The sequence below is a fragment of the Myxococcales bacterium genome, assembly GCA_022184915.1.
GTDB lineage: Bacteria > Myxococcota_A > Polyangia > Fen-1088 > Fen-1088 > JAGTJU01.
Map to the genome: position 1 here is coordinate 66314 of JAGTJU010000006.1, position 12581 is coordinate 78894.

General features: G+C 67.3%; 11 protein-coding genes and 1 tRNA gene. 9 read left to right on the forward strand and 3 right to left on the reverse strand.

The genetic code is table 11. The annotated features are described in order from the left end of the window. Positions 1-77: 77 nt before the first annotated feature. The 6 genes from KA712_21405 (at position 78) to KA712_21430 (ending at position 7832) form a co-directional block, all read left to right on the forward strand. Positions 78-956 carry a UTP--glucose-1-phosphate uridylyltransferase gene (locus KA712_21405; protein MCG5055525.1) on the forward strand — a complete coding sequence of 293 codons (879 nt, stop codon included), beginning with the start codon at positions 78-80 and terminating at the stop codon, positions 954-956. Positions 957-981: 25 nt separating this feature from the next. Next, entirely contained in the window at positions 982-3456 is a 2475-nt protein-coding gene (gene priA / locus KA712_21410; GenBank protein MCG5055526.1) for a primosomal protein N', read from the forward strand. 10 nt (positions 3457-3466) lie between these two features. After that, the gene (locus tag KA712_21415; GenBank protein ID MCG5055527.1) at positions 3467-5320 is read left to right on the forward strand and encodes a DUF4388 domain-containing protein; all 1854 of its coding nucleotides are present in this window, start codon (positions 3467-3469) and stop codon (positions 5318-5320) included. A 43-nt stretch (positions 5321-5363) separates the two neighbouring features. Next, on the forward strand, positions 5364-6302 hold the full coding sequence (gene fmt, locus KA712_21420) for a methionyl-tRNA formyltransferase (protein MCG5055528.1): 939 nt from the start codon (positions 5364-5366) through the stop codon (positions 6300-6302). An 81-nt stretch (positions 6303-6383) separates the two neighbouring features. Then, positions 6384-7040, forward strand: coding sequence for a ribulose-phosphate 3-epimerase (gene rpe, locus KA712_21425; protein ID MCG5055529.1), 657 nt, complete (start codon positions 6384-6386; stop codon positions 7038-7040). Between the two features lie 105 nt (positions 7041-7145). Further along, the gene (locus KA712_21430) at positions 7146-7832 is read left to right on the forward strand and encodes a hypothetical protein (GenBank protein MCG5055530.1); all 687 of its coding nucleotides are present in this window, start codon (positions 7146-7148) and stop codon (positions 7830-7832) included. A 75-nt stretch (positions 7833-7907) separates the two neighbouring features. Here KA712_21430 and KA712_21435 read toward each other — a convergent pair. The 3 genes from KA712_21435 to KA712_21445 form a co-directional block, all read right to left on the reverse strand. Next, positions 7908-7981 (reverse strand) — tRNA-Pro (locus tag KA712_21435). A 167-nt stretch (positions 7982-8148) separates the two neighbouring features. Next, a complete protein-coding gene (locus tag KA712_21440; GenBank protein MCG5055531.1) occupies positions 8149-8967 on the reverse strand; it encodes a uracil phosphoribosyltransferase in 819 nt (272 codons plus the stop codon). Positions 8968-9013: 46 nt separating this feature from the next. Beyond that, the gene (locus KA712_21445; GenBank protein ID MCG5055532.1) at positions 9014-9910 is read right to left on the reverse strand and encodes a carbon-nitrogen hydrolase family protein; all 897 of its coding nucleotides are present in this window, start codon (positions 9908-9910) and stop codon (positions 9014-9016) included. Between the two features lie 246 nt (positions 9911-10156). Between KA712_21445 and KA712_21450 the strand changes: the two genes are divergently transcribed. From KA712_21450 to KA712_21460, 3 genes are all read left to right on the forward strand, one after another. After that, complete coding sequence (locus KA712_21450) at positions 10157-10798, forward strand: ribosome maturation factor RimP (GenBank protein MCG5055533.1); 642 nt, start codon at positions 10157-10159, stop codon at positions 10796-10798. After that, positions 10795-12249 (forward strand): transcription termination factor NusA, encoded by a 1455-nt coding sequence (gene nusA / locus KA712_21455; GenBank protein MCG5055534.1) that lies wholly within the window; start codon positions 10795-10797, stop codon positions 12247-12249. The genes KA712_21450 and nusA overlap by 4 nt, the downstream gene beginning before the upstream one ends. Before the next feature lie 104 nt (positions 12250-12353). After that, positions 12354-12578, forward strand: coding sequence for a YlxR family protein (locus KA712_21460; GenBank protein MCG5055535.1), 225 nt, complete (start codon positions 12354-12356; stop codon positions 12576-12578). The last annotated feature ends 3 nt before the right edge of the window (positions 12579-12581 follow it).

Sequence of the window (12581 nt, forward strand, 5' to 3'; positions counted from 1 at the left end):
CCACGAGGCACACCTTGGCCGCAAGGGTGCGGCGGGTCCTTCCCATCGCGGCGGGAGCCCGCTATCTTTGTTTCCGAATGGGACAATCAGCGAAGCGGGTGCGTAAAGCGGTGTTGCCGATGGCGGGCATGGGGACGCGGATGCTGCCTGCAACCAAGGCGGTTCCCAAGGAGATCTTACCGCTGGTGGACCGGCCGGGCGTGCAGCTCATCGTGGAGGAGTGCGTGGCCAGCGGCATCGAAGAGATCGTCTTCGTGCTCAGCCGCGGCAAGGCATCCTTGATGGACCACTTCGACCGCAACCTGGAACTCGAGGCTCTCCTCGAGAAAAAGGGCAAGTCGAATGACCTCGCCTTGGTTCGTGACCTGGCCACGATGGCGCGCTTTTCGACGGTGCGGCAACCTGAGCCGCTGGGCCTCGGGCACGCCGTTCTGTGTGCGTCCGCCGTCGTGGGCAATGAGCCCTTCGCCGTGCTGTTGCCGGACGACCTCATCGATGGGGACATTCCTGGCGTGCGGCAGCTCATGGATGTGTACGAGGCGCGCGGCGAGGGTGTGGTGGCGCTGTTGAACGTACCCGAGGGCGAGACTGACAAATACGGCATGGTGCGGGGGCAGTCCGTGGGCACGCGGGTTCACAAGTTGGATGAGCTCGTGGAAAAGCCAGCGACGTGGACTGACGATCGGCGTTTGGCTGTTGTGGGACGCTACGTTCTGCCGCCCGAAGTGTTTCAGATTCTGGAACATACGCCCCGGGGCCGAGGCGGTGAGATTCAGCTGACCGATGCCTTGGCCGTACTGGCTCGCGATCGGGGGCTCTACGGCATCGAGTTCGAGGGCGAGCGCTTCGATACGGGTGATCGCGTGGGGTTCGTCTTGGCTCAGGTTCATTACGCGCTCAAGCGCCCCGACTTGGCGCGGGACATACGGGCAGGCCTCGCGCGCCTTTTGGGGTGACCGCGTCTGTTGACGATCGCGCCGCATGAACGACTCTGACCGCGGCGGCCTCGTCGAGGTGGCGGTGGCCTTGCCGCTCCGCCAAACGTACACCTACCGTACGCGCGGTGCCGCCTTGCCTTTGGGAAGCCAGGTTGCGGTGCCGTTTGGGCCGCGGGTGGTGACGGGCTTCGTGGTGGGCCATCCTGAGTCGGCCCCCGATGGCGTCAAGGACGTGCTCGAAGTGCTCGACGCGGATCCCTTGTTGGAGCCGGATGTGCTGGCTCTGTGTCGATGGGCGGCAAGCTACTATCTCGCCGCCGTCGGTGAGGTTCTCAAGACGGCGCTGCCTCAGGGCCAGCGGGCCACGACCCGCAGGAGCGTGCGTCTGTCGCCCGAAGGGGAACGACTAGCCACTCTGCTACGCGCGCCCGCGCTTGCCGGGGGGTTGCCGCTGCTCGCGCTCGGTCTTGAGGATCGGGCTCTCCTGGCCCGCCTCGAGAAGCGAGGAGGACTTGGCCTCCGGGCGCTCCAGCGGGACCGTCACGTCGGAAGGGCTCGCCTCGATCGACTCGTGCGTGAGGGGCTGCTCGAGGTCGGGGACGAACTGACGGAGCGGCAAGCGGGGCCGCGGGTTCGGTTTGCCGTGGGGGTGGGAAGGGCCGACGCGGTTCCGAAAGATTTGGTGCGGGCGCGGGCGCAGCAGTCCCTCTGGCGCCGCTTGATGGCCTTGGGGCCCGTGGGGGTCGGGGTTGAAGCCTTGACGCCGCCCGAGCGGACCGCCTTGCGCGCGCTCGTGGGCCGCGGGCTTGCGCGCATCGAGGCGCGCGCGCCTGTCCTCGACGAAGGAGAAGCCCCAAAAACCTCTGTTTTGCCCGTGCTGAACCGACCGCAACAGGAGGCGTTCGAGGCCTTGACCACGGCGCTCGGCGAGGGCTTTGCTCCGTTCCTGCTCCAGGGCATCACGGGCTCCGGAAAAACCGAGGTCTACCTGCGGCTCATTGCCGAGGCACGTCGGGCGGGGAAGGGAGCTTTGGTGTTGGTGCCGGAGATCGCCCTCACGCCCCAGCTGGCGGCGCGCTTTCGGGCGCGCTTCGGGGACGACGTGGCGGTGCTGCACAGTGCGCTACCACCCGCCGATCGTCTGAGCGCCTGGCGGCGCTTGCGGGCGGGTCAAGTCGGCATCGCGCTCGGTGCGCGGTCGGCCGTGTTCGCGCCCGTACGCGAGCTCGGCGTGGTGGTGGTCGACGAAGAGCACGATCCTTCGTTCAAGCAAGACGAGGGTGTGCGCTACCATGGTCGCGATCTGGCGCTCGTCCGCGCGCGGCAGGCGAACGCCGTGGCCGTGCTGGGTTCGGCGACCCCCTCACTCGAGAGCTTTCAGAACGTGCATCAGGGGCGCTATCGGTGCTTGCGCCTGCCGGTACGTGCGGCGCCCGGGGCGGCTGAACGTCCCTTGCCCGCCGTGGAGATCATCGACCTTCGGCGGTTCCGGGTGGGCGCGGATGGCTTGCTGTCGAAACCCCTGGCCGACGCCATCGAGGCCACGGTGGCCTCAGGGGAGCAGGTGATCCTCTTTCTCAACCGACGCGGCTTCGCCACCGTGGTTTTATGTCGGGCCTGCGGACTCGTGCTGCGCTGTCGCGATTGCGATGTCTCGATGACTTATCACCGTGGGGTGTCCAAAGTCGTCTGCCACTACTGTGGCCGCAATGATCGGCCACCTGCGCGCTGCCCGTCCTGTGCACAGGCCTCGCTCGAGAATCTGGGCATAGGGACGGAGCGGGTCGAGGCGGTGATCCGGGATCGATTTCCGAACGCGCGCGTGGTGCGCCTCGATCGCGACACCGCGGGGCCGGCTGGGCGTGGCGAGCCACAGGAGGAGGCGAACCGGGGGCTCGAGCGCATCCTCGCGCAGGTGCACGCCCGTGAGGTCGACATCCTGGTGGGCACCCAAATGGTCACCAAGGGACACGACTTCCCAGGTGTCACACTGGTGGGCGTTTTGCAGCCGGATCAAGGCATGCATTTGCCCGATTTTCGCGCTGCCGAGCGTACCTTCCAGTTGCTCGAGCAGGTGGCGGGTCGGGCCGGTCGGGCGGAGCGGCCCGGGCGGGTGCTGGTGCAGACCTACAACCCAAAGCATCCGGCCATCGTGGCGCTCAAAACTCACGACTATGACGGGTTCGCGCGCCAAGAACTCGAACAGCGCAGGCAAACCGGCTTCCCTCCCTTTCACCGGCTGGTGGCTGTGAGGCTCGACGGTCCGGATCCCGAACTGGTCCAGCGGGTCGCGGCGGATGTGGCCACGCGGGCCCGCGCCGCCGGGGGGAGTGGGGTGCGCATTCTGGGGCCGGCCGAGGCACCGATTCCGCGCCTACGAGGGCGGGTTCGCTGGCAGGTGTGGCTGGCATCGCAGGGGCGTCAGGACCTGGTGGCCGCTGCCGAGGCGGCGGCCGCGGCCACCCTTGCGGGCGATGTGCGCCTGGCGGTCGACGTCGACCCCCAGAGCGTGCTTTGATGCGTGCGCCGTGAAGTTCCTCATCATCGCTGGCCCTTACGAAGCGGATCTGATTCGACGGGCGGCCGTGGCGGCAGCTTGCGAGGCCATTACGATCGAGGCGGGAGACTCTCTGTCCGGCTGGATCGCGGCGGCTCGGCCCGACGCACTGGTGGTCACGAGCAGGGCCGTCAAGGCGCGGATCTCGGACACCGTGGCGGCTCTGCGATCCTTTCCAGGGGGCAACGTTCCCATCGTCATGCTCTGCGACGAGGGAGAACGGGACGAGGCCGCCGCCGCGGCCGACGTGTGCTTCGTGCGCCCCGTGTCGCCTCGTGCGGTTGTGGAAGCCGCGCGCGAACGCGTGCGCCCTGGGGAGGGGGCGCCGCGCGCTTCGGCGATCGTCGAGGCTGCGGTGGATCCGCCATCATCCCCCAACCCAACTTCGGAGGCGCAGGCCCGCTCGCGTATCCTGTCGCCCGAAGGTGTGTCCATGCGGAGTCTGGCGCCTCTTCAGGTGGAACGCCGCCGCTTGCCAAGCGCCGCCCCCGATGCGCGCCCCGTCCCAGCACCGCTGTCGCGACGCATCTGCGACTCCATCGATGAGCTGCTCGACGCCGAGATGGAACGCGCTTTCGGCGAGGCGGGTTCACCCCGAGCCTCCGCGCCCCGGGACGAACACACCCTCGAGATGCCGCGGGACTTCGTCAACACTCTCCTGGCCGACGCGCGCCACCTGCTCGGCACGGCACCGGCATTTCCCGAGGCGCTTCGGGTGACCCGCGGCCGTTCGGTTTTTCCCTTCACGGGTGATCTCGGGACAACGCCCCTGGCGGCGCTGCTCGGGGGGGCTTTGCAAGAAGGAGTAACGGGCCGCCTGCGCGTACGTGTGGGGGATGCGGAGAAGTCCTTGTTTTTCGAGGCGGGCCGCCCCGTGTTGGCCGTTTCGAGCGCGGTGGCCGATCGCATGGTGCAGATGCTCGTACGCCAGGGCATGTTGTCGCTCGCGCAAGCGCGTGCGGCGATCGATGTGGCCACGGCGTCGGGGCGCCGGATGGGAGCGGTGTTGGTGGACCTGGGGTTCATCAAGAGCACCGAGCTTTTACCTGCGGTTCGCCAGCACTATGAAGACATCATCTTTTCCCTCTTCGATGTTCAGGAAGGCGGTTTTCGCTTCGAGCCCGGGGTCACGGCCGACCCGCGCCGCGTCCGGTTGCTGAGGCACCCCGCCGCGCTCGTGCTCGAAGGCCTCGGCCGCGCCTACGGCGAGATCGGGCTGGCGCACGACCTGGGCCAAGACGGCGAGGTGTGGCGCCTCGAGGTGGGCCTTGGGGCCCCCGACATTTTGTTGGAGGTGAGCAGCGAAGACCCCACGTTGTCTCGCGTGCCCGTGCTCTTCGATGGCGTGCGCTCTGTGGCCGCGGTGGTTCGCGCCAGCGCTCAGCCCCGCAAAAGTGTGTTGCAGGTGGCCCTGGTCTTGCGCGCCTTCGGCTTGCTCGTGCCTGTGCGTGCGGGCGAGGCCGTGACCTCCTGGGACGGGCCAGGCCCGCTGCAAGGCGGGGAGCCCGCCCGCGATCGGGAGATCGATCGAGGGCGCATCGCCGCGCGGGCGGCGCTCGTGCAAGAGGGCGATTACTACCAGGTGCTGGGCATCGCCCCTGGTGCCAGCGTGGGCGAGATCCGGCAGGCCTACGATCGCATCGCGCGGGAGGTCTCGCGCGGGCAGGTGGGTGAGGCCCTCGCCACGGAGCTGGCAGAGAGCCTCGAAGAGATCTGCGCCGCGATCGACGAGGCGTTGGTGGTCTTGACGGACACGCGGCTTCGCGCCGCCTACGATCTCCATCTGTGTCCGCCTCCGACCGCTGACACCCGCGCCGCTGGCTAAGCCCGCGCGCCGGGCCACCAGGTCGGCTGCTATAGCTCGGCGCATGCGCATCGTGTTTTTTGGTTCGCCCGCGTTTGCCGTGCCCGCAGCCGAGGCCGTGGCGCGGGATCACGAGGTGGTGCTGGCTGTGGCCCAGCCGGACCGGCCCGCGGGGCGCGGACAGAAAGTGCAAGCGCCGGCAGTGAAGGTGTGGGCCGAGGCCAACGGCGTGCCGGTCGCTCAGCCCCAGCGGTTGCGCGGGCCTGAAGGAGACGCTTTCCTGGAGCGGGTGCAGGTCCTGGCGCCCGACGTGTTCATCGTGGCGGCGTACGGAAAGATCCTGCCGCAAGCGCTGCTCGACGTACCGCACCTCGGTCCCTTCAACGTGCACGCATCGTTGCTGCCGAAGTATCGAGGGGCGGCGCCCATCCAGTGGGCCGTGATCCGCGGCGATGAAGAGACGGGGGTCACGATCATGAGAATGGAGGCGGGGCTCGACACGGGCCCGATGGTGGCGGTGTGCAAGGCGCCGATTGGCCCCTCGGACACTGCGGGAGCGCTCTTCGAGCGGCTCGCGGTCCTCGGCGCCCAGCTCATGGCTGATACGTTGCCCGCCATCGCGACAGGCAAGGCGACGTTCACGCCTCAGGACGAAGCCCAGGCCACGCTTGCGCCTCCGCTCACCAAAGACGACGGTCACCTCGACTTCAGCCAGCCCGCAGAGCGGGTGTCCGCTCGCGCCCGGGGGGTCGACCCCTGGCCCAGCGCTTACGCTCTGCTCGACGGCGCCCCCATCAAGCTTTTCGGCGCACGGGTCTTGGCGACACAGGCGGACGCCGCCGCGCCCGGGCAGGTCGTGTCTGCCGATCGCGAGGGGCTGGTGGTGGCCTGCGGCCCGGGGCTGTTGGCCTTCTCGGAGGTTCAGATGCCAGGACGCAAGCGGCTCCCGGTCGAGGCGGTGGTGGCCGGCCGGGGGCTCATGCCGGGAATGAAGCTGGTCTGATCTGCTCCGCCGGGTCTTCGCGACGCGTATCGCCGCCTCCGACGGATGACGGAGGCGGTTGCGGCTGGCATAAAGCAGGACATGGGCGTCAAGATTTCCCCCTCTTTGCTCTCGGCCGATTTTGGTCGGCTCGCCGAAGAGACCCGAGCCATGGAAGCGGCAGGAGCCGACACCGTGCACGTCGACGTGATGGACGGACGCTTCGTGCCCAACATCACCATCGGTCCGCTCGTGGTGCGGGCGATACGCAAGGCCACGAAGCTGCCGCTCGGTGTGCACCTCATGATCGTGGAGCCCGAGGCCTATGTTGCTGCGTTTGCCGAGGCGGGGGCCGACACGCTCTACGTGCACGTGGAAGCCTGTGTGCACTTGCACCGCAACCTTCAGCAGATTCGCTCCTTGGGCAAACGCGTCGGCGTGGCCCTCAACCCTCACACGCCGGTCGAGGCGATCCGATGGGTGCTTCCAGATGTCGAGTCGGTGCTGGTCATGACCGTCAATCCGGGGTTCGGGGGCCAAAAGTTCATCGAGAGCACCTTGCCGAAGATCCGTGAACTCAAGGCGGAGATCGAGCGACAAGGTCTGGAGGTGGAGATCGCGGTCGATGGTGGGATCGATCCCACGACGGCGCCCCGGGTGGTTGCTGCCGGCGCCACCAACCTCATCGCGGGCTCCGCCGTGTTCGGGGCGGCCGACTACGCCCAGGCCATCAAGGCTCTTCGCGGCGCCGCCGACTGAGGTGTCCGGCCGACCTTCGCGAAGCGCCTCGGCGCGCTCCGCGCGCGCGACTTGGTGTAAAGTCCTGGCCATCGTGTCGCCGCTTCCGGTCGCTCAGGTCTTGCCATGAAGTGTTTCGTCGAGTTCTTGCGTTGCCGGACCCCAGACGCAGAGGTGGAGGGGCCCATGCGGGCCCGCCGGGGGATCGTGGGCTTGGCGTTGCTCCTCTGCGGCGCGTTAGGGTTGAGCGTGTTTCCGTTGGCCTGCTCCGACGTTGAATGCGAGCCGGGCACGCTACGGATGGAAGCCACCCTTCCGCCGGAGCTGGCTGAAGACGTCGTGGTGGTGGAGCTGGCCTTCGAACTCGGGGGGCGCGTGGTGCACCAGCAGGCCTTGCCCGTAGCGCCCGGCGCCCGGTTGGCGCAGGCCGACGTGACGATTCCCGGGGGCTACCCCGCTGGCCAGCCGGTCGTGATCACGGCGGTTGCGAAGCGCGCCGATGGCGCCCCCGTGGGCACCTGGTTCGCTGCCGAGGTGCTGCCTTCAGGGTGTGCGGCGTTCGCGTTCCCGCTGGTTCCGGGTACCCTTGCGGACGGCGGAAGTTTGGACGGCGGCGGGTTTTTCCAAGACGCAGGGGCCGTGGACGTGTCTCGCGATGCGACCGTGTCAGTTGACGGAGCTCCCGCGGACGCGGCGAGCGACGACGCCTTGCCCCTGGACGCGTCCTTGGGGGATGCGTCCCCGGCGGATGCGTCTCCGGCGGATGCGGAGGTCGACGCTCAGCCGAGCCTCGACGCCCCCGCGCTCCCCTGACCCGAAACCGGCTTCATTCCGGACACCGGCACCAAAGAAAAACGGCGCCTTCTCGCTGAGAAGCCGCCGTTTTTGTCGGGGCGAGAGGATTCGAACCTCCGACCTTTCGGTCCCGAACCGAACGCGCTACCAGACTGCGCCACGCCCCGGATTCATTCAGTTTTTTGAGGCGAGAACTGTAGCACGCGCAAACCAGATCTCCGCAACAAAAATCATCGCCACCGGGGTCGCGGGCGTGGACGAGGGGGTCTCCTTCCTGTGGCAGTCTGACACTGTGACCACTCTGGTGCCGTTCGGCCCCGCGCGGCCGCCGCCATCATACGAAGCTGTTGTTCATGACCTCGCCAAGGCCGCCGGCTCCGGGCACGATGTAATGGTGGTCGTCGAGTCCGCGCTCGTCCTCCCAGCGGTCCCCCGGAGGCGCCGCGAGCACGTCGGTGGGCGACAAACCGCGGTCGAGCCGAAGCGCGTACACCTGCACGTGGGGATGCTTCCGCCGGACGTGGCGCAGGTACTCCGGCGTGACGATGAGATGCATGGCCACCGTCTTCCAGGGCTTGCCCTGCACTTCTGCGTCGTAGTGTTCGAGCACGGCCGTGACCGTGGAGCCCGTGGCTCCCATCGGGTCCGGGATCAGCATGACGGCGTCTGCCACGGGGCCGCCAATCTTCACCGCGCCGAGCGCAGCGCCGGTGACCTTGCCTTTCGTGTCGACCACGCGACCCAAGGACAGGTGATCCTGCCGAACGCCCTCAGCGGCCAACACCTGATTGAGGAAATCGTAGGTGACTTGGGCGGGCAGCAGCCCGGCCCGCGCAAGTGCCACCACCACGGCTTGGGTGTGCCGCTCGATGCCCGGGCCCTGCCACACGCCCGCCGGCGTTTTGTCGATCATGCGGGTCTCGACGGTGAGCTGCCGTTCGGGAAACTCCGCAGCGATCACGACGTGGGCCAGCAGCCGATAGAGCTCCCGCACCAGGTGATTCATCTCGGGCTGCACCACCCCCCGTTCCGAGGCCCGTGCCAGCATCGAGAGCGCCAAGGGGTCCGCCAGGATGTGGACCGCCTCGCCGTAGTGGTGGGCAATCTCGGCGGGCCGATAGGCAAAGCCTGTGTACTGGGCGTCGGTGGGCATGACGCGATTGTAAGCCGTGGCGCACGCCCCGCAAAACGGGGGGAGGTCAGGGCAAGCGGCGGTGGCCAAGACAGGGAAGCCGCTGCCGAAGTCTGTCCTGGTGGGCGAGGTCGATCGGTGCCAGGGCATAGCCGTCTTTGTCGCTGCAGTCAGCGAGCACCGTTCCCCATGGATCCACGATCAGGGCGTGCCCGTAGCTGGCGCGCGTGCCCCCGTGCTGGCCCCACTGCGCCGGGGCCAAGACGTAGAGCTGGTTCTCGATGGCCCGGGCGCGCAGGAGCACATGCCAATGGTCGGGGCCCGTTTGCCGGGTGAAGGCGGCAGGGACCGCGGCGAAGCGGGCGCCCTGGCGGCTTTGGTCCCGGTAAAGCTCGGGAAAGCGCAGGTCGTAACAGATCGAAAGACCTAGCCCTCCCCAGGGGGTCGCCGCGACCACCGGTGTCGCGCCTGGCATCACGTCGTCGGACTCGCGGAAGGTCTGTCCCCCGGGAACCTCGACATCGAAAAGGTGAATCTTGCGGTATCGCGCGACGATCGCGCCTTCTGGTGACAAAAGCACGCTGGTATTGCCGAGGCGCGGGGCCTGCCCGGGTGATGACGGTATCCGTTCGGGGAATCCTCCCAGAAGCAGGTGCACCCGGGCGTTGCGGGCCAGGTCGGTCATGCGGGCGAGGATAGGGCCGGGGGGGGTGGGCGCGTCGAGCGGCTCCGCCAACGCCAGCTTGTGGTCCCGCGCGCTCCCGAGATACGCGAAATTCTCGGGCAGACCCACCAGCTGGGCGCCTTCCGCGGCGGCCTGACGCACGAGCCGCTCACAACGGGTGAGGTTGTCTTCGACGTCCTCGGTCGAACAGACCTGCACTGCAGCAAAGCGGAGCGCAGAATCTAGGTCAGCGGCGGTCGGGGCGGCAGGGGCAGAAGGGCCGACAGATGAGGCGGTCATGCAGCCGAAACGCTACCATGCGCGGCTCCAATTGGCTGAAACCCAAGCGTTAACCGCGCTGTTGCCTTCCTGATGTCAGCATGATACAACTCCGCCTTACCTCACAAGGCACACCCTTCAGACTCCAGGGCGGGCGCCGACAGCCCGCCTTTTTTTTGTCCAAAATCCGCAGACACCGCACCCTGACCGGAGACCCCAATCCAACTCGCCACCCAAACGGTCGCTTTTCTGACGCCCCGAACGCCGATGAAACCTACCTTCGCAAATATTTGGAACCTCGCGGAACCGTATGTGAGGGACGCCGGCCTGGAGCTCGTGGAGCTGGAGTTTGGGCGGGAGCCTGAGGGGTTCGTGCTGCGGGTCTTCATCGATTTTCCCTGGTCCCCCGGGCCCTTTTTGCCGGAATCCGCGTCCACTTCCGGCCCCGCCGTGGCATCGGAAGGTGCGGGCCCAGCGGTGAGCGCCAGCGCCCCCGGCGAGGAGAGCGACCTCTTTCGCCCCCGCTACGTGGGCCATGGTGAGTGCGAGCGCGTCAGCCGAGACCTCTCGGCCGCTCTCGACGTCTCTCAGCTCATTCAACACGCTTATCGGTTGGAAGTCAGTTCGCCCGGAATCGAGCGTCCCCTTCGGCGCGCAGCCGACTTTCAACGATTCACGGGGAAGCGGGCCAAGGTCCGCACCCATCAGATGGTGGAGGGGCGGCGCAATTTCAGTGGGATGCTGCGCGGCGTCGAAGGTGACGTCGTGCTTATCGATTGTGACGGCCTGGCGTGCCGGGTGCCCCTCGCGGAAGTTGCGAAGGCGCATCTCGTACCCGACTGGGCCGAGGAGTTTCGGAAATCCGAAGCTCCGCCCCGACGACCGCAAGACGGAAGGAGCGCCTCATGAGTGAAGGTTCCGGACTGGGCCTGGTCCTCGACCAGGTTTCCAAGGACAAGAACATCGATCGGGAGATTCTGGTCGAGGCACTCGAGCAAGCCATTTTGATGGCCGGAAAGCGTGCTTTCGGCGACGATCGCGAGCTGGAAGCCAAGTTCAACGAGGAACTGGGCCAAGTGGACCTGTTCCAGATCATCGTGGTGGCGGATCCGGTTTCCCAGCCCGGCAAGGAGATCTCTCTCGAAGAGGCGGAGCGCTTCGGGCTGAACGCCGAAGTGGGCGACGAGTTGCTCTTCCAGATCTTCTACAGCGAGCGGGACCAGCGCCGCGCCGAAGATCAAGACGCGAAGTACAGCGGGCTTCTCAAGCTCAACCGGGCGTGGAAGACGTTCGGGCGTATCGCCGCGCAAACGGCGAAGCAGGTCATCCTGCAGCGTGTGCGCGAAGCCGAGCGTGACAACGTCTTCAACCAGTACCGCGACAAAAAGGGCGAGCTCATCTCGGGGATCGTCCGCCGCTTCGAGCGAGGCAACATCGTGATCGACCTCGGGGGGGCCGAGGCCGTTTTGCCGGTGCGTGAACAGGTTCCTCGCGAGTCCTACCGCGTGGGTGACCGCATCGTCACGTACGTGCTCGACATCGACAAGCAGGCGAGGGGACCCCAGATCATCGTGTCCCGGGGTCACAAGGGCTTGCTCGAGAAGCTCTTCGAGATGGAAGTTCCGGAGATCTTCGAACAGATCGTGCGCATCGAGGCCTCCGCGCGGGAGCCTGGGGCCCGGTCGAAGATCGCCGTGTCCTCGCGGGACCGCGACGTGGACGCCGTGGGCGCTTGCGTGGGCATGAAGGGCTCGCGTGTTCAGGCCGTGGTTCAGGAACTGCGCGGCGAAAAGATCGACATCGTGCCTTGGGACGCTGACCCTGCGCGCTTCGTGTGCAACGCGATTGCGCCCGCCGAGGTCTCGCGCGTGCTCATCGATGCGGCGTCTCACACGATGGAGCTCGTGGTGCCGGACGACCGGCTGTCGCTGGCCATCGGAAAGAAAGGCCAAAACGTGCGTCTCGCCAGCCAGCTGACGGGCTGGCGCATCGACATCCACTCCGAATCGAAGGTTCGTGAGTCCGAGGCCAAGTCTCGGGCTTCTCTGGGGGCCATCGAAGGGGTGGGTGCAGAGCTGGCCGAGGCTCTCTTCCGCGACGGATGGCGCTCTGCCGCCGAGATCGCGGCGGCGCAGCCGTCCGAGCTGGCCCACGTGATTGGCGACGACTCGACGCAAATTGCGGCATTGAAGGCGCAGGCAGCCCGCGCGGCCGAGATCGAGCGCAAGCGCGATGCCGAAGAGGCCGCGCGACGCGCCGCGGAACGCGCCGCGGCCGAAGCCGAAGCCGAAGCGAACGAGGCCGGCATGTCTGCTCCCGAAGGAGCCGAGGGGACCGATTCGGCTCACGGGCATCCTTGAGGGTGCCTGGGTCTGAGGTGGCGATCGCGAAGGGTATGGTCGAACGACTTGAGTCAGCTGAGTCCCAGGGCCCCACGCGTACGTGCGTGGGGTGCAAGAAGGCCATGTCTGCTCACGGACTTTCGCGCTTCGTGGTCACCGCCAACGGACAGCTCCAGAGCGATCGACGCAGGAACCAGCCCGGGCGAGGGGCCTGGATTTGCCCGTCCACGCCGTGTGTGCGAGCCGCGTTGAAGACCCGTGCGTTCCCACGTGCGCTGCGGAGCGCCGTGCAGGTGCCTTCCGAGATCGAACTTTTATCGCAACTTGGTATTGAACCGGCTATCTGATCG